This window comes from Mycoplasma sp. Ms02, assembly GCF_019720735.1.
Taxonomy (GTDB): domain Bacteria; phylum Bacillota_I; class Bacilli_A; order Mycoplasmatales; family Metamycoplasmataceae; genus Mycoplasmopsis.
Genome location: NZ_CP081302.1, coordinates 193,893 through 212,273, shown reverse-complemented (window position 1 = coordinate 212,273; position 18,381 = coordinate 193,893). Strand labels below are relative to the sequence as shown.

Annotated in this window: 18 protein-coding genes; 4 read left to right on the top strand and 14 right to left on the bottom strand. The window is 31.0% G+C overall.

What is annotated here, in order from left to right:
- Window positions 1-92 precede the first annotated feature (92 nt).
- From K4L35_RS00720 to K4L35_RS00655, 14 genes are all read right to left on the bottom strand, one after another.
- Entirely contained in the window at window positions 93-1,187 is a 1,095-nt protein-coding gene (locus K4L35_RS00720) for a restriction endonuclease subunit S (RefSeq protein ID WP_221617675.1), read from the bottom strand.
- A gap of 202 nt (window positions 1,188-1,389) precedes the next feature.
- Window positions 1,390-2,484: a restriction endonuclease subunit S gene (locus K4L35_RS00715; protein ID WP_221617674.1), complete on the bottom strand. Its 1,095-nt coding sequence runs from the start codon at window positions 2,482-2,484 to the stop codon at window positions 1,390-1,392.
- Window positions 2,485-2,702: 218 nt separating this feature from the next.
- The gene (locus tag K4L35_RS00710; protein WP_221617673.1) at window positions 2,703-3,941 is read right to left on the bottom strand and encodes a restriction endonuclease subunit S; all 1,239 of its coding nucleotides are present in this window, start codon (window positions 3,939-3,941) and stop codon (window positions 2,703-2,705) included.
- Between the two features lie 94 nt (window positions 3,942-4,035).
- Window positions 4,036-5,529: a PTS ascorbate transporter subunit IIC gene (locus K4L35_RS00705; RefSeq protein WP_221617672.1), complete on the bottom strand. Its 1,494-nt coding sequence runs from the start codon at window positions 5,527-5,529 to the stop codon at window positions 4,036-4,038.
- Window positions 5,530-5,538: 9 nt separating this feature from the next.
- Window positions 5,539-5,814 carry a PTS sugar transporter subunit IIB gene (locus K4L35_RS00700; RefSeq protein WP_221617671.1) on the bottom strand — a complete coding sequence of 92 codons (276 nt, stop codon included), beginning with the start codon at window positions 5,812-5,814 and terminating at the stop codon, window positions 5,539-5,541.
- A gap of 3 nt (window positions 5,815-5,817) precedes the next feature.
- Complete coding sequence (locus K4L35_RS00695) at window positions 5,818-6,270, bottom strand: PTS sugar transporter subunit IIA (RefSeq protein ID WP_221617670.1); 453 nt, start codon at window positions 6,268-6,270, stop codon at window positions 5,818-5,820.
- Between the two features lie 3 nt (window positions 6,271-6,273).
- Window positions 6,274-6,570 carry a hypothetical protein gene (locus K4L35_RS00690; protein ID WP_221617669.1) on the bottom strand — a complete coding sequence of 99 codons (297 nt, stop codon included), beginning with the start codon at window positions 6,568-6,570 and terminating at the stop codon, window positions 6,274-6,276.
- A complete protein-coding gene (locus K4L35_RS00685) occupies window positions 6,571-7,239 on the bottom strand; it encodes a hypothetical protein (protein WP_221617668.1) in 669 nt (222 codons plus the stop codon).
- A complete protein-coding gene (locus K4L35_RS00680) occupies window positions 7,239-7,847 on the bottom strand; it encodes a hypothetical protein (protein ID WP_221617667.1) in 609 nt (202 codons plus the stop codon). Before K4L35_RS00680 ends, K4L35_RS00685 begins: the two co-directional genes overlap by 1 nt.
- Complete coding sequence (locus K4L35_RS00675) at window positions 7,837-8,493, bottom strand: ribulose phosphate epimerase (protein ID WP_221617666.1); 657 nt, start codon at window positions 8,491-8,493, stop codon at window positions 7,837-7,839. The genes K4L35_RS00680 and K4L35_RS00675 overlap by 11 nt, the downstream gene beginning before the upstream one ends.
- A 184-nt stretch (window positions 8,494-8,677) precedes the next feature.
- Complete coding sequence (locus tag K4L35_RS00670) at window positions 8,678-9,796, bottom strand: restriction endonuclease subunit S (RefSeq protein ID WP_221617665.1); 1,119 nt, start codon at window positions 9,794-9,796, stop codon at window positions 8,678-8,680.
- A 382-nt stretch (window positions 9,797-10,178) separates the two neighbouring features.
- Window positions 10,179-10,604 (bottom strand): hypothetical protein, encoded by a 426-nt coding sequence (locus K4L35_RS00665; protein ID WP_221617664.1) that lies wholly within the window; start codon window positions 10,602-10,604, stop codon window positions 10,179-10,181.
- A 2-nt stretch (window positions 10,605-10,606) separates the two neighbouring features.
- Window positions 10,607-12,379, bottom strand: coding sequence for a hypothetical protein (locus tag K4L35_RS00660; protein ID WP_221617663.1), 1,773 nt, complete (start codon window positions 12,377-12,379; stop codon window positions 10,607-10,609).
- A gap of 348 nt (window positions 12,380-12,727) precedes the next feature.
- Window positions 12,728-13,849 (bottom strand): restriction endonuclease subunit S, encoded by a 1,122-nt coding sequence (locus tag K4L35_RS00655; RefSeq protein ID WP_221617662.1) that lies wholly within the window; start codon window positions 13,847-13,849, stop codon window positions 12,728-12,730.
- Between the two features lie 1,016 nt (window positions 13,850-14,865).
- On the opposite strand from K4L35_RS00655, the gene deoD reads away from it, so the two are divergent.
- Genes deoD through K4L35_RS00635 form a run of 4 tightly spaced genes read left to right on the top strand, consistent with a single transcriptional unit; the run spans window position 14,866 to window position 18,381 of the window.
- Window positions 14,866-15,609: a purine-nucleoside phosphorylase gene (gene deoD / locus K4L35_RS00650; protein ID WP_370629450.1), complete on the top strand. Its 744-nt coding sequence runs from the start codon at window positions 14,866-14,868 to the stop codon at window positions 15,607-15,609.
- Window positions 15,610-15,616: 7 nt separating this feature from the next.
- Window positions 15,617-16,912 carry a pyrimidine-nucleoside phosphorylase gene (locus tag K4L35_RS00645; RefSeq protein ID WP_221617661.1) on the top strand — a complete coding sequence of 432 codons (1,296 nt, stop codon included), beginning with the start codon at window positions 15,617-15,619 and terminating at the stop codon, window positions 16,910-16,912.
- Between the two features lie 8 nt (window positions 16,913-16,920).
- Entirely contained in the window at window positions 16,921-17,586 is a 666-nt protein-coding gene (deoC, locus tag K4L35_RS00640) for a deoxyribose-phosphate aldolase (protein WP_221617660.1), read from the top strand.
- Between the two features lie 36 nt (window positions 17,587-17,622).
- Window positions 17,623-18,381 carry a thermonuclease family protein gene (locus tag K4L35_RS00635; RefSeq protein ID WP_221617659.1) on the top strand — a complete coding sequence of 253 codons (759 nt, stop codon included), beginning with the start codon at window positions 17,623-17,625 and terminating at the stop codon, window positions 18,379-18,381.

Genomic DNA, 18,381 nt, shown 5'->3' with positions numbered 1-18,381 from the left:
CCTTTTTATGGGTTAGCCCATAAGTTGTTTAAATTATACTAAAATAAAACGTCACTTAATGTGCCGTTTTATACTGTGATTAATCACTATAACTAAATTAACATCATTTTCATCGCTGTTTTCTTAAGTTCTTTAAGAATATTAATTTCTTTGCTTTGGAGGTTAATAAGAGTATCTAAAAGTTGAAATAATTTTCCAATTTTAGTTTGTTCGGAAGTCGTGGGAATGGCAAAAGTTTGTTCTGAAACTAAACTTCAATCAGAAGAAGGCATTTTAGTTCCAAAAGTTAAGTTTGACACTTCTTTAAATCTGTTTGTTTGAAGCAAATTAAAAACAAAATTAGAATCGTTGTTTAGTGGTTTCATAACTCAAAAATTACCTAAAGCGATTCCGATGAAATCAGCCAATCATCAATTTTTTAAATAAGGTCTCAATTTACCAAACAAAACATCACCAGGTTCAAAAAGTATTCCCTTTCTGTCGTCAAACTTATTTGAAATATCTTTATTTAAAATTCCTTTCCCCTTGTCAATATCTTCATATTCAAGCTTTGGTAAAGTATTATCATTTGAGTTTTTTGAAACCTTTTCTACAATTTCGGATCATGATTTTCAAGTTCATTCATCTTGGAAATCTTTAAATCTGAAACTTGGTAGTTGGTAATTATTATTTATGAAGATTTTTGCGAGTAGGGTTTGTTTTAAAAGTTTTAATTTTTTTATTTTGTATTCCAATCTTTCAAGTTTTAATTCGTGAACATTAAAAAAGTTTCCTAATTTTCTCTGTTCTTCAAAGCGAGGAATTAAAGAACTCATTTTTTCTATAGTAGATCTTCTAACGTATAAAATAGATGTTCCTAATCTATTGTTTTTAAAGTAATATTGGTTATTATTAATATTATATTTTAGAAAAAAAGGGTCTATGTCTTTATTGGGTCTTAGTGATCCCACTGTGCCATTCAATACATAAGTATTATCCTCAGGAACTAAAACCACTCTTCCTAAATGTTCACCCACACCTTGCTCATTGACCATCATAACCAAATCATTCTTTTGTAAAAGTCAATCAGCTTGATCAACATAAAGGTTAGAGTGAACGAAATTTCCATCAAAACCTACAGTTATCATCTTTGTAAGTTCATATAATCCTTCTGACTTCATGAACTTTTCATAACTTTTGCCAGGCATATATGTTGATATTTCTTCTAATTTCTTCAGTTTTCACTCATCTTTGAAAGCTTGAAATCTTATTTGAGGCTGGTTACCTCTCTCTCTCTCTCATTCTAAATACCTTCCCTGTTTTTATAGGCTTAACCCATAAGTTATTTAAATTATACTAAAATAAAACGCCACATTATGTGACGTTTTAAACTGTAATTAAGTGCTATAACTAAATTAACATCATTTTCATAGCCGTTTTCTTAAGCTCTTTAAGTATGTTGATTTCTTTGTTTTGGAGGTTAATAAGAGTATCTAAAAGTTGAAATAATTTTCCAATTTTAGTTTGTTCGGAAGTCGTGGGAATGGCAAAAGTTTGTTCTGAAACTAAACTTCAATCAGAAGAAGGCATTTTAGTTCCAAAAGTTAAGTTTGACACTTCTTTAAATCTGTTTGTTTGAAGCAAATTAAAAACAAAATTAGAATCGTTGTTTAGTGGTTTCATAACTCAAAAATTACCTAAAGCGATTCCGATGAAATCAGCCAATCATCAATTTTTTAAATAAGGTCTCAATTTACCAAACAAAACATCACCAGGTTCAAAAAGTATTCCCTTTCTGTCGTCAAACTTATTTGAAATATCTTTATTTAAAATTCCTTTCCCCTTGTCAATATCTTCATATTCAAGCTTTGGTAAAGTATTATCATTTGAGTTTTTTGAAACCTTTTCTACAATTTCGGATCATGATTTTCAAGTTCATTCATCTTGGAAATCTTTAAATCTGAAACTTGGTAGTTGGTAATTATTATTTATGAAGATTTTTGCGAGTAGGGTTTGTTTTAAAAGTTTTAATTTTTTTATTTTGTATTCCAATCTTTCAAGTTTTAATTCGTGAACATTAAAAAAGTTTCCTAATTTTCTCTGTTCTTCAAAGCGAGGAATTAAAGAACTCATTTTTTCTATAGTAGATCTTCTAACGTATAAAATAGATGTTCCTAATCTATTGTTTTTAAAGTAATATTGGTTATTATTAATATTATATTTTAGAAAAAAAGGGTCTATGTCTTTATTGGGTCTTAGTGATCCCACTGTGCCATTCAATACATAAGTATTATCCTCAGGAACTAAAACCACTCTTCCTAAATGTTCACCCACACCTTGCTCATTGACCATCATAACCAAATCATTCTTTTGTAAAAGTCAATCAGCTTGATCAACATAAAGGTTAGAGTGAACGAAATTTCCATCAAAACCTACAGTTATCATCTTTGTAAGTTCATACAATCCTTCTGACTTCATGAACTTTTCATAACTTTTACCAGGCATATATGTTGATATTTCTTCTAATTTCTTCAGTTTTCACTCATCTTTGAAAGCTTGAAATCTTATTTGAGGCTGGTTACCTCTCTCTCTCTCTCTCTCTCTCTCTCTCTCATTCTAAATACCTTCCCTGTTTTTATAGGCTTAACCCATAAGTTATTTAAATTATACTAAAATAAAACGCCACATTATGTGACGTTTTAAACTGTAATTAAGTGCTATAACTAAATTAACATCATTTTCATAGCCGTTTTCTTAAGCTCTTTAAGTATGTTGATTTCTTTGTTTTGAAGATTTATAAGCTTATCAAGAGTTTTGGATAGTTTTCCAATTTTATCTTGCTCTTCTAGTGAGGGTATTGAAATAGGAAGTTTGAACATATCTTCTACTCCAATGTTTATTATTGTGGCTCTAACACCTGTTACACCAGTTTCAAGAATGTACTTATTTCAAATTTTAGAAAAGAAAAATGACGATAAAAAGGATCTGGTTTCTTTCTTAAAAACCTTAAAAACAAAGTAAAGTGGCGAAGCTATGCCATCAATTCCTAAGTTATTAATTCTTATTGTCCCTGCAGGACTAAGGTTAGAGATTGTAGGATTGTAGACGAAGTCACCTTTTTCTACTACGTAATAACTATCTATGTTATTAATATTAGATATTGATTTGCTGAAATAATCTTTTTGTAATACTAAACCTGCTGAAGCAGAACAAGTCAAAGTTTCTGTATATTTAAGCTCCTTATTTTTTTCTCTGACTCTTTCGGATATATCTCCTAATTGTTTTGTTTGTCAAAAATCATAAAAACCTTTAAATCTAAAATTAGGAAGTGAGCTATTATTATTTATGAAAAGTTTTGTGAGTAGAGCTTGTTTGAGACGATTAACACTATCTAAAAACGAATTTTTGGTTTTTTTATTTTGAGAAAGTAAATTAAATAGTAATCCCAATTTTTCTTCGATCCCTTTTGGTGGAATGTATAAAGGAAAATTATTTCTGGTCAAGAGAGACATATGTTTTGCCCCCATACCCAATGCATTCTTTTTAAAGTAAAATTGTTTAGCGTTTAAATATGCTCATAAGAAAAATCTTTGAGACTCTATTTTAGGAATCAATAACAGAGTATGAGTGTTTAAAACAAATTTATTGCTTTCAGGTATTAAACCTACTCTTCCTAATAAATTTCCAGGAGGGGGCGACGCCATTATCATGAATAGATCGTCTTTTTTCAAAACCTCATCACTTTCATCTATAAAATTACCCGAATGTTTGAAGTTAGATTCAATATCTAAAGACCCCATCTTTACAAGTTCGAACTTACCATGATCTTTCATTTGTTTTTCGTATGATTTAGAGTTTTTAAAATCAACTACATCAATGAGATTTTTCAGCTTTCACTCATCCTCAAATCCTTGAAACCTTAATTGTGGCTGATTAGTTCTCTCTCTCTCTCTCTCTCTCATTCTAAATACCTTCCCTGTTTATATGGGTTAGCCCATAAGTTATTTAAATTATACTAAAATAAAACGTCACACAATGTGACGTTTTATGCTGTAATTAAGCTGTTTTTAGTTTATATTTCTCGATTTGTTTTTTAATTAATCCATCAACAACTAAAGCTAGAGCAACAACGATTGGTGCAATAACTGCTAATCATTTTGTTGCAAGTCCTAATAGACCTGGAATTGCTCCAATTAAAAAGTCTGTGTCTCCTCAGTTAAGAGATGAAACAGTATCTAAGTCTTTTGGTGGGACTAATTCAAGCAATGTTTCGTTTTGTGCAGGTACTCATTTTCCAATGATGAACACAACAGGAACAACTGTTATGATTAAACCGTGGATGAATGAACCTAGAATTGCTCCTAGGATTCCTCCTTTTGAGTTTCCAAAGACACCAGATGTGGCTCCCAGGAAGAAGTGAGGAACTAAACCAGGAAGAATAACAACAGGTAGTAATTCAACTCTGTTGAATAAAATTGTCACAAGCATTCCAACTAATCCTGCGACGAAGCTTGAGATAAATCCAATAAGCACAGCGTTTGGTGCATATGGGAATACCACAGGACAGTCAACAGCTGCCTTTGAATTTTTGATAAATTTATCAGAAATACCTTTAAATGCAGGAATTAATTCACCGATAAATAAACGTACTCCACTTAGCATAATTTCAACACCAGCTGTGAATGTAAATGCTTGGACAAGCATTGTAACAACTCAGTTTTTGCTTGCTAAAATGTTGTATAAGGTTTTTGTTTCTTCTGTATCAAGTATTAAACCTTTTTCGTACATGATTCCACCAGGAATGAAGGCAAAACAGTAGAAAATAATGATTGTAATTGAAAGTGAAACCATTGAGTTTCTAAAGAAGTATAAAGCTTTAGGGAACTTAATTGATTCTGTTGAAACAACTTTGTTTTTGAAAACTTTGCCAACAGCAGCTCCAATGTAACCACTTAAGGCATAACCAAAGCCTCCTGTGTGACCAAGAGCGATTTCATCGCTGCCAACAATGTCTTTCATGAATCTTTGTTGTGTTGCAGGTGAAATAACCATGTAAACAGCAATTAATGATGATCCACCTAGTAGCATTAAGATAAAATCAGTTGTATTATTTGGATTAAATCCAAGTGTTAAGAACACACCTGCAATCATTAATGATGTGTAAAATAAAACGTGTCCAGATAAGTAAACATATTTAAATCTTGATGTTGTGGCTAAAATCATGTTGATTACCATACCAACAATCATGATTAATGAACCTAATTTAGCAATGTCTGAAACACCAGAAAGAACACCAGCAAAGGCGTCGTTGTTAGGAATAATACCACTTAATCCGTAGACTCTTTGGAATACAGGTTGAAAGGCATTAAGAGAACCAACTAAGACTCCTGCTCCTCCACCTAAGATTAAAAATCCTATGATAACCTTAAAGGCAGAAATAATAATTTGTGACGCTTTTTTCTTTAATACTAGACTACCAATAATTGTGAAAATAGCCACAACAAAGGCAGGAGTACCAAGAAAGTCTTTTAAAAAGTTAAGTACTCACATTATCAATCCTTAATGTAAATTTAATAATTTAACTAGTTTTTCTTTTAGTTCTTGTTTTGACAAGATGTTTAAAAGCACTACTTTTTTATCTTCAGGGAAGTCAAGTGTTGGTGCAACATCAGCACCAACTACGACATAATCTACGCCTTGACCTGTAAATGAAGAGATGTTTGTATGTTCAACAGAGTCATAAGCAACGTTTAATTCATCTAAAACAGATTTAACGTTCATCTCTACAAGTAGTGATGAACCTAATCCAGACCCACATACTGTTTGTATAACCATTTTTTACTCCTTTGGTTGATATATTTTTACTAGTTCTAGGAACTCTTGTTTGCTTTTAACTTGATAAGCTTTTTGTTTAAATTCCTCGATTGTAAAATAGTGTGAAAATTCTTGTAAAAGTTCAAGATGACTATGAGCATCAGTTGAACTCAATGTGACAATAATTTGCGCTTCTTTATCTGCTTGGTCATTAAAGATCACGGGCGAATCTAAAATTATTGTCCCCGTTCCAACACCAAGTGTATATGGACCTGGTGCTGCGTGTAGAAGAGCAATACCTTTTTCGAGAACATAGTATGCTCCATATTGAGAAGTTGATTCAAAGATTGCATTTGCAAGCTCATCTGTGGCAAGGTTTTTATCGACTAACATCTTCACCCCTGCTTTGACGACTTCTTTTCAATCTTTCAGATCACTTCTATACTCTACTAAATCGGCTTTAAATAAATTAGACATAAATTAAATAACTCCGTTTCTGACTAATCCGATTAGCATTATTGCAACACCTCCAAGGATTAGTGCAGCAAAAAAAGCAAAAACTATAATATACCCTCACTTTGCACTAGTGGTTTGCTCAATTTCTTTAGGTTCTGGCAAACCTCGAATGATTCAAAAACCATTAGGATTTTTCTTTTTGCGAATTAACTTACCTTGCTCTTGAGCAAGTAATTGCTCTAGTTCAGTTTGACTTAAAGAGCTCAATTGCTCTGGTTGATAGTTATAAACGTGAATTAATAAATCTCAAGTTTGGTTCATTTAATCTTTTCCTCAGTTTTGAAACTTACGATAAATAAAAATTAATGGTAAGCAAAAGCTTAAAATTCAAAGATTAAGATATTTTTGACTTTCACGTTTAGCTTCTGCTTGAGCTTTTTTAATTTTTTGTTCACTTACTGTGTTTGCAATTTGTTCTTTGATTATTGATAGTGCTTTTAAGCGATTTTTGAAGTTGGTTAATTCCATGAAAAGGCATAATATCAAGCTCAATAATCAAATCGAAGGAGCAACTAATCAAAGTGGACTAAAACAAAATGCTAATGATGCTATATTTAAGACACAAATAGTAAGAATCATTGGCTTTTTAGGCAAAGTATAATTAAATTTAAAAAGGTAAGCACAACAGAGCATATCAGTGTAAGCTAAAACATCATTTGCTAAAGCGTTTTGCGTGCTAACTTTAAAAGTTGCGTTTTTGGTGTCAATTTGACACTTGGCAGTTTGCGAACTAACTTTAATTTGCAATTTGTTTGTTAGTTTTGTTTGTTCTAAAACCAAATGAGCCAGCGATTTATGAGAATGATCAACTTTCGCATTTTGCAGATGTCTTTTCAGACGATAAACATGCAAATGCAAGTATCCAAAACTAAGTAGCATAATCGCTATTAAGCAAGCCAATCCGTAAATAATACTTTGAAAATCAAACATTATCTTCCTTTATATTGGTTGTTATCACTAAGGTCTTTAATCATTTTGTTAATTTCAAAATCACTTCAAACTCCAATATCTTTCGTTTGGCAATAGCTTTTAAGCTCTAGTTGGCAAACGACATCAAAGTCTTGAAGGTTTTGAATTTGCGAATCGTTTTGTGTTAATATAAGTTTTTGAATTTTTTGTTTGTGTTTTTGCTCTAAATACTTTTCAATTTCTTTATATCAAGAAAGATTTAGATGTTTTGTTTTTGGAGGTAAGTTGTTTTGTAACTCTTGCAATTCGCGAGAGTTGTCTAAGATCATATTTGAAACTAAAAAAACTTTGTTTTGTAATATCAAAATTGCTGGTATTAAAGAGTAACGTTTTTTAGCAAAGCGATTTGGAATCAAGACGTTGTAGATGATTCTGAAATCTTTGTCATCCTGTAGTTGTTCAATCATGGTATTTAGTTGTTTGGTAATTGCTCCAATTTCTCTTGAATTGGAAGCTAAATTACTTTTGCGATCGTGTCATACACGTCATATGATTGTAATAACTAATGCAGCAACCATTATTCCTAAACCGATCAAAACAGCTGTATTTAAAAGAGAATTACTTTTCATTTCTAAAACCTTGTGATCAGCATTCCATGAAGTTTTGATTTGAATCTAAATATTCGTTAACTATCGATCCACCAACAGCCACGTCTACTCCTGATTTATAAAACTCTTGATAATTTGATTTTCTCAAACCACCATCAGATATGATTTCAATTTGCTTTTTAATTGCTCTAATTTCACTAACTTTTTGCAATAAAACTGGATTGAAAGGTTGTCCAGTGCCACCAATTTTGTCAATCGTCATTAAAACAACGAATTCGGCTTCTTTAATAAACTCTTGATAATCACTTACTTGATCTTGAGCTTCAATCATTAAGCCAAGCTTAAAGTTAGAAATACTTTTTAGTTCTTTAATTAATGCTTTGTCTAGTTGACTAACTGGAAAGGATACTTTATTTAGATTTAACTCATGCAATTTTTGTGCAATTGGTAATACGTTATGTTTTGCAACCATACAGTGAACATCAATATCAAGGTCACACCTATTTTTAATATCTTTAATAATGTCGAAACTTAAACCAAAAGTTTGGACATATTCAAAATCAACAATGTCTAAATGCAAGTTTTTAAGACCTTGCTGATAAAGCTTTTCTAGCTTGTTTGCAGCTACAAAATAGTTCATAGCAGCAACGCTTTGTGCATATTTCATTTTTACCTCCATTTTCAGTTTTACCCTTATACAACTGTTTTTTTTTTTTTTTGTTTTTTGCAGTTTTTTTGCAGAAATTGCATAAAAAAATGTGGAAAAAATTGAAATATTTCCATTTTTATCATTTATGAACGTAATTTTTTCAGATTTGTGAAAAATAAAAACCACAAGATTTACTTGTGATTTAAATTAAAAGCATTTTCATAGCTGTTTTCTTAAGTTCTTTTAAGATATTAATTTCTGTATTTTGGAGACTTATGAGTTTGTCAAGAGTTTTGAATAGTTTTCCAATTTTAGTTTGTTCGGAAAGGGGTGGCATTGAAATAGGTAGTTCGAAAAAAGTATTATCTTTAATGGAAAATCTGTTTGATCTAGCGCCTATATCACCATTTTCCTGAATAAACTGATGTCAGTAAGTAGATTTGAAAAAGTATTCAACGAAATCTAGAGAAGTTCCGTGAACCTTAAAAATAAAATACAATGGCGACATTATTCCTGTTCTACCAAGATTGTTACGATTCATTGGACCTGCTGGTGCATTTTCAGAAACAAGGGAATTGTGAACAAAACTGTCTGGCTCCACTATGTAATATACACCTATATTTAAGTCATTAGTTATTGCTTTGTTGAAATAATCGTTTTGAGAAACGATTCCATTTTTCGCTGAATTTGTAAAAGTTTCTGTGTATTTAAGTTCTTTGTTTTTTTCTCTTACTTTTTCGGATATATCGCCTAAAACTTTTATATTTCATTTGTCGTGAAATTTTTTAAACCTTATTTCTGGCTCTGTTTTATGGGTATTTATGAAAAGTGTAGAGAGTAATATATCTTTAATCTGTTTTAATTTATCAACGTATCTTGTTTTATTCAATTGGTTTGATTGATAATTGCTAAAAAATTTACCTATTATCTTTTGTTCTTTTATTTGGGGGATTCAATAATGTACGCTTGAAACTAAAGTTCAATTTGCTCTTGGCATTTTAGTTCCTGATTGTACTTTAAATGACTTAATGAAATCTGGATGTTCAAAGTAAGTGTAAATAAAGTCTGGATTGTTTTGTTGAGATTTAAACAGTCAGAAATCTCCAACAGCTATCCCATTAAAGTCTACTTTCATGTAATTTTTGTTTTCTGGTGAAAGAAATCCAAATAATAAATCTCCTGACTCAAATAACAGTCCTTTTCTTGAATCAAGTTTTTTAGATATGTCTTTATTTAGAACACCATACCCTTTGTAAATGTCTTGATACTCAAGTTTAGGAATATTGTTATCGCTAGACAAAACAGAAACTCTTTTAACCATTTGAGATCATTTTTGTTTGTTTCAATCACCTTCGAATCCTTGGAACCTTATTTCAGGCTGATTAGCTCTCTCTCTCTCTCTCTCTCTCTCATTCTAAACACCTTCCCTGTTTTTATGGTCTATCCATAATTTATTTAAATTATACTAAAATAAAACGCCTGATAATGTGGCGTTTTATCCTGTAATTATCCATTTTATATAAATAAATACCCCTTGATACTGATTCTAATGTTTAATAAACATTTATTTACAAAATCATTTTATTTGCCCGTTATGGTTCAATAGAAATAACTTACATGTTAGATTAAAAAACACACATTTAGTGCGTCTTTTATATTGTAAACAAGCTACGCTTAGTTTTATAAGTAAAAATTTATTGGTTTTAAGCGTTAGGGTTTAAGTATATGCATTCTACTTTATTATCGAGTAGTAGGACTTTTAGATCTCCAAGCACTCCAATAATATTGGTTTTAACCAACATTTGTTGGTCGATAGGTGTGAAATCTATTCTTTCATAAGACCCTCTTAATACTTTTAAACACTTTTTGTTTTCAACGCCCTCCACTTTTCAAAAATTCTTGGTTTCTATGTCTTCAATAAAACTTCTTTCGCCGTAAAACAGATTAATATCTGTTTTAAATTTTCTTTTCTTGGAAACGGGAAAAAAATAGATATGAGCATCTGCATGAAGAGAAACGCCAATGTATTTTTCTGCTTCCTCAAAGGATTTTCCCAACCATGGCAAGTAAGGCATGCCTGCAGAATCGATTCAAAAATTAGTTTCTGATATTTCATTTGCTGTAAACATCTCTATCCTCCGAAGTTTAATAACTTTATTTTGTTTAATTCATCTAGAAGACCATTTTCAAATGCTTTTCTCAATAAGTTTATGGCATTAAGAACATATTTGTCAATTTTACTTTTTTCAGTAAAACTATTTTGATAGTTTTTTAATACAGAAATATTAAATCAAAAATCGTAGTGAACCATTTTATTGATTGCATTTCAAGAAGAATCATTTTCTAGAATTCCAATCAAAGGTTCAAAATATGAACCTTTGCCTGAAAAGAGTTCAATAAACTTATTTTTTAAAGATATGCGTGACCCGTATAAAATGTTTTTTTCAAATAGCTTTTCCATTGTCTCATAATTGTTGATATTTGGATCGCGTTCTACTTCGTTTTTTCAAATCAGAATTTTCATTGTGCTTTCAACAAAGGATCTGATAGCTCTTGATGTTTCGAGTATGTTTATCGAATCTCCATTTTTAAAAACTAGTTTGTAATCTAACGAAAAACCTCTCTTCTTAAAATCGTCATTTTTAAAAACGTCCAAAAACTCATTTAAGGCATTTGCCTTTAATTGAGATATCTTTGTATCAATTTTGTTTTTGGTATTTTCGTTTAATGAAAGGGTTAAAAAGCTTTCTAAAGTTGCGACATTTTGCGATAACCCACCTTGTTCTGGATCAATGACAACACTTTTAGATTGAATCAATCTTTTAAAACTGTTAAAAATTTCTTCAGAAAGGGTAAAGTTAGGGTTAGATCATTTTATGTCCTTTCTTAAAAGATTTCTACTAAACAAATCAAGTAAGAAATTCTTGAATAAATCATGTAAGTTCGCTTTAGATTTTACAAAAAAGATTTTTGCGTTGTTATTAAAACGAAAACGGTGAGTGTAACTTCATAAATCATCATTTACTGATGGTTGAGGGATTATATGAGTTTTTAATTGGTACTCGTCTGGATCCTTAATCATCATAAAATCTAGGAATTCAGCGTATTTCTTCTCGATCCATTTTCTGTTTAAAGCGTATGAAGGTGCAGAAGCAATAAAGTTATAAAACTCTTGTGACCTATCTGCATCCATGAAGAAACCAACAGTTCATACAAAGTCCTCAAAACTCTTTTTAAGGTTCTTATTTTCTATTTTTTGAATCAATCTAATTAGCTCTTCATCTTTTATTACAACTTCCAGTTGTGGATCTTCTAGAAAAGGCATCATTCTTAAAAAGAGATAATTCTTTGTGTTATTTATCGAAAAGTATTTTGTAAATAATTCATTATTGATTGCTGGTACTAAAAAAGAATCTACTCATTCTTGTAAGTTGTTGTAAATTTTGAAAATAGGATTAATTTGCTCAACTTGTTTCTTCAAGCTTGAAGAAAATAAGAACATATTTAGCAAATTACCTACTGGCTGATCTTTCAAAGAAAAAAGAATATTTTTTTGAAGTCCTGGATTTTGATTAACAAAAAAGTCATATACTCTTTTTACTAAAACTACATCAGTATTATGTAGTGCAATGCTCTGATCATCTGATATTTTTAAAAAAGAAACATCCTGGTCAGATTTTATAAACTTTTTGACTTGAAATACTAATGCATTGATACCTTGCTGTTGTATTATTTCGTTTAATGTAAAAAAATCAAGATTAGGAAAATATCCATAATGCAGCACTCTAGTCTTCTGATCTGACTTTAAAGTGTCTAAACTTCTTGTTAAAGCTGAATCAAAGTCTTCTTTGTGTTTTTGCAAAGAAAAAAAGAAATCTTTACTAGAAAAAACAAAGTTCATCATGCGCCTGCCTTTATTCCATTTTTACGAAATTTTATTTTATAAAATTATAACAATTTTGAAAATGTTATATTTTCGTTCCATTAAATCTGTCAGAAAAAACGTTTTTATTTAGCTTGTTTTTGTATGACAGAATAAGTTTGAATCAGCGATAATAACAGACGTTTTGAAAGTAACTTTAAGTTCGTGTTTTTCGAAAAAATGCGCACTAAAAAGTTTTTATTTACGGTAGTTGATAACTATAGAGTAGTTTATATAAATTACTGCTTTTTCGTCTTGTATATTAAACATTATCATGCTCAAATCAATTTAAAAACACCACAAAACGTGGCGTTATAAATAGTTATTAAGTTAAATTAGAAACATTTTTATGGCTGTTGTCTTTAAATCTTTCAAGATTTGAATCTCTCTGGTTTTAAGATTTATCAACTTGTCAATAATTTTAAATATCTTTCCAATTTTAGATTGCTCTTCAATAGATGGAATTGGGATTGGTAGCCTCATCATTTCAGAAGATTGTATTTCAATACATCCTACTCTTGCGCCCTTTTGACCGTATATTTCGACAAAATTGTTTCATTTGTTGCTAAAGAAATAATGCTCTAAAAAATCTTTATCAACGCTATGGACTCTGAATGCAAAGTAAATATTTGAAATAATACCAGTTTCGTTAGTATTATTTCTTCTTATTGGACCAGCAGGTGAGTTTTTTGAAATAATTGGATTTCTTACAAAGTCATCAGGTTCTATTATCAATCTCCCTGATAACGATTCCTCTTTATGCCATCTTTCAAACCCAAAATCTGATTGCCTTACTATTCCCATTTCTGACGATATTGTGAGGATATTAGATATAGAAAGATCTTTGTTTTTGGTTTTGACAACATTGGAAAAATCACCTAAGACCCTTATGTTTAATTTATCTTTAAATTCTTTAAGCCTTATTTCTGGCTCTGTTTTATGGGTATTTATGAAAAGTGTAGAAAGTAATATATCTTTAACCTGTTTTAATTTATCAACGTATGTCGTTTTATTCAATTCGTTTGATTGATAATTGCTAAAGAATTTACCTATTGTTTTTTGTTCTTTTATTTCAGGGGCTCAATAATATACGTTTGAAACTAAATTTCAATCAGCTATTGGCATTTTAGTTCCGTAAGAAACGTTCGAGTATCTGAAAAACTTCTGCGAATTCATTATTAAAAATAAGAAATCAGAGCTAAACGAATGCACGGGTCTCATTACCCAAAAATTGCCTATTGCTACGCCGTCGAATTTTGAAATTAAATAATTTTTAAGATAGGGTCTTATTTTGCCAAAAAGCAAATCACCTTTTTTAAAGGTTATACCTTTTGTGCATTCAATATTTTTGGATGGAGATCCTATCAATTCACCAGAACCCTTTTGTATGTCTTCGTATTCAATCTTTATTAACTTATTAGAGTTTGATGTTTCAGAAACTCTTTTAACCATTTGAGATCATTTTTGGTTATTTCACTCACTTTTGAATCCTTGGAATCTTATTTGAGGCTGGTTACCTCTCTCTCTCTCATTCTAAACACCTTCCCTGATTTATGGTCTATCCATAAGTTATTTAAATTATACTAAAATAAAACGCCTGAATATGGCGTTTTATGATTACACATTTTATTGAAAATCTCTGCTTTACAGATGTTTTGGTGCTTTATGTGAAAAATTTATTTTGAATTTTATATAAAGTTATCTACAACTTTTTAGCAAATATTCTTTCATAAATGTTGATAGTACTAATTATCTTCTCATTCATGATATCCAACTAGCAACTTTTAAGTTCAGAAACAAGCTTTTCAGGAATAACTAAAAATCATTGCTCATGGCAATTAGAGCAATTTCTTCAGTTTAAAGAAACAAAGTTGCTGTTCTTTCCTGGATCGCTCAATTATAGATTCTTGACTTCATATTTGTTCTTGCAAAAGCTATATTTTGTATTATTTTTGCCAATAACTGGTTTTAAGAATAACCAAAACTTGCTAAATCTTTGTCAGTTTGCCTAAAGGTATGCGATTAATTAGCGTTTTAAGATTACTTGCTTATAAAGGTCTTAATTAAAAATACGAGCATATGTTGATGTTATTTTACCTATTTCTGTTTTCTTATATAAAGATACTTACCTTCTAAACACTTCTTAATTTAAGACGATCCATCATGAGATAATAATCTTAACTTTGCTTGTAAATCTACACGCACCTTTAGTAGATTTTCAATTTCGAGACCCCTTGCTGTCACACTAGATCTATTAGACAATTTTTTATACCCAAACTATACATATTTATTTTTCGAAAATGCTGTTAAAAAACAAACTCCAATAATTGATTTTTATTGAATTAGACATATTTTTGTGAGTTGAATGTTTTTTTAATTTTTGGCAAAATCTGGAAAATTTTCCAGTCTTACGGCTAATTTCTGCATAGTGGTAAAATATAAAAGGTAGTTTTAAATAAAAACGACGCATGAAAATGCCACCAAATAATTTTAATCAAGGAGAAACAATGACACCACACATTAAAGCCAAAAAAGGTGAAATCGCAAAAACAGTTATTATGCCTGGAGATCCTCTTAGAGCGCAGTTTATCGCCGAGACATTTTTAGATCCTGGTTATAAAAAAGTTAATTCAGTAAGAAATATGTTTATGTTCACAGGAACATATAAAGGGAAAGAAATTACAGTTGCAGGAAGTGGAATGGGTTGTCCTTCAATTGGAATTTATTCATATGAGTTATACAACTTCTATGATGTTGATACAATCGTAAGAATTGGTTCAGCTGGTTCTTATAAAAAAGACTTAGGTTTATACGAAGTAGTTTTAGCAACTGAAGCTTTCTCAGACTCGCCAGCTTTTAGAAAGCTAGTTTTAGAAAAAGATGAAGTGGTTGCAAAACCATCAGAAAAAACAAACCAAGAAATTCGTGAAATTGCCAAAGAACTTGACATTAAACTTCACGAAGGAAGAGTGCACTCGTCAGATGTGTTCTATTCTGCAGTACCTCTAGAACAAAGAATTGCTGATACAGAATCAATCTGTGTTGAAATGGAATCTTTTGCACTATTTACAAACGCTGAAAAATTAAACAAAAATGCAGCTTGTTTATTAACAATTAGTGATAACTTAATTACACACGAAGAAACAACAGCAGATCAAAGACAAACAGCATTCACAAAAATGATGGAAATAGCTCTTAGATTAGCAAAATAGAGGAAAAATGCGTGTAGTTGATTTAATACATAAAAAAAGATTAAATAAAGAATTATCACAAAAAGAAATAGAATTTTTAATCAGCTCTTATGTTAAGGGCACAACTCCAGATTATCAAATTTCAGCATTTCTAATGGCTGTTATGTTTAACGGTATGACAAGCAAAGAAATTGCAACATTCACAAAAACAATGATGCATTCAGGAGATATTATTGACTTGTCAAACATTCAAGGAATTAAGGTCGATAAACACTCAACAGGTGGAGTAGGTGACAAAACAACCTTATCTGTAGCACCAATTGTTGCAGCATGTGGGGTTCCAGTTGCCAAAATGTCAGGACGTGGTCTTGGTCACACAGGTGGAACAATTGATAAACTAGAATCTATTCCAGGATTTAATGTTGTCCTAAGTGATGAAGAATTTATTAAACAAGTTAACGATCACAAAATCGCAGTTATTGGCCAATCTGCTGAACTAGTACCTGCAGATAAGAAAATTTACGCACTACGTGATGTTACAGATACAGTTGAATCAATACCTTTAATTGCCTCAAGTATCATGTCTAAAAAACTTGCGACAGGATCAGACGCAATTTTACTGGACGTAAAATGTGGTAATGGAGCCTTCATGAAGGATCTTGATTCAGCTCGTGATTTGGCCAAAACAATGATTAGCATTGGTAAAGAACTAGATGTTGACGTTAGAGCTGAAATTACAAACATGAGCCGTCCAATTGGTAGAGAAATCGGAAACAAAAACGAGGTTATCGAAGCAATTGAAACACTTAAAGGTAACGGACCTGCCGACTTCACAGAATTAGTTTATTCATCATGTGCCACAATTCTTGAACAAGCAAAAGCAGTTTCAAGCCATGAAGAAGGAATGCAAAAAGTTAAAGAAGTTATTGAAAACGGCTCAGCTCTTGCGAAATTCTACGAGTTTATTGCTCTCCAAAAAGGAGATGTGGAATACTTAAAATCAAAAGAATTCTGAAACCCAAAATACAAAGTTTCGTTAGTGGCAGACAAAGAAGGATATGTTGAAATCTTTGACGCTCTTACTGTGGGTATTGTTGCGATGAAACTAGGTGCTGGTAGAGCAAGAAAAGAAGATGACATCGATAACGAAGCTGGTATTACAATCGTTAAGAAAACAAATGAATACGTAAAAGAAGGTGAAGTAATTTTTGATCTTTATTCTTCAAACCCAATTAACTTAGAACTTTTAGATCAACTTAAAACTTCATTCCAAATAAACCAAAACAAGGTTGAAAATAAAATCATTTTAGATCGTTTAAAATAGGAGAAAATATGAATTACAACAAAATGATCGATCACACATACTTAAAACCTGAAGCGACACAAAAAGACATCGACAAGTTAATCGATGAAGCTAAAAAATATGGTTTTAAAACAATTTGTGTAAACTCTTCATGAGTTAAATATTGTAAAGAGAAACTTAAAGATAGCGATGTTGAAATTACATCAGTTGTTGGATTCCCTTTGGGAGCAATGATTTCACAAGCTAAAGCTCACGAAACAAAATTAGCAATTGATCACGGAGCTAATGAAATTGATATGGTGATCAACGTTGGTAAGTTTAAACAAGGTGACTATGAATACGTTTTAAACGACATTAAAACAGTAAAAGAAGCATGTGGAAGCCATGTCTTAAAAGTTATTGTTGAAACAGCGTTATTATCTGTTGATGAAATTAAAAAAGTTACTGAAATTGTTATGAAATCAGGAGCAGAATTTATTAAAACATCAACAGGATTCTCGTTCAGAGGAGCGACTCTAGAAGATGTACAAATCATGAAATCTGTTTGTGGAGATTCTTTATTAATCAAAGCTGCTGGAGGAATCTCAAACATGGATGACTTGATTGCAATGTATGAAGCTGGTGCTTCGAGATTCGGAACAAGCCGTTCAGTTGCAATCGTTGAAGGAACAAAACCTGCAAAAGGAAGTTATTAAAACCTCTAATGAGGTTTTTTTCGTTAAAATATAATTGTGAAATCAATTAAGAAACTACTTTTAATCGCAACATCCAGTGCAACACTACTAGCATCTAGTTGCTCTTTTCCTAACCCTTTTGCACTAATACAAAAGAAAACTGAAAACCCAAACAACACTGCAACAAATACATCAAATAGCAGTTTAAAATCTAATCAAGCCTCAACTACTCCAAAAACTTCGACAAGCGCCGAATCCACAGAGCATGTCAATATACCGATTACTATTAATAAAGAAATCATGAATATGGATACTTCTTATATGGATAAGAATAACCAATATTCAATTGATAAGGTTGTTGATGGTGATACGGTATATATCACTAAAAAAGATTCAAACAAAGTTATAAAAGTCAGAATGTATGGCATTGATACTCCTGAAACCAACCCACATTTAGATACTTTAGCCCCTAAAGAACTAAAGTATGGCGAAGCAGCAAAGAATTATTTGAAAGAGCTTTTAAGTAATTTAAAACCTGAAACGATTTACTTTAAAGAGTTAACGACAGATATTTATGGAAGATCGGTTGGTATCATTGCTGACGATAACCACGATTTTAATCTCTTAATGGTTCAATCAGGGCTTGCGAGAGTTAAATATATAAACAACAAAAATCCTTCTTCTATTTATTACACAAGAACAGACTTCCAAAAAGAGTATTTCAAACTTTTAAAAGAAACAGAAAGTAAGGCAATATTAAAAAGAGCAGGTTTTTGAGCCGAAAGCAGCCCAATGATCGTCTTTGGAAAGAACTAA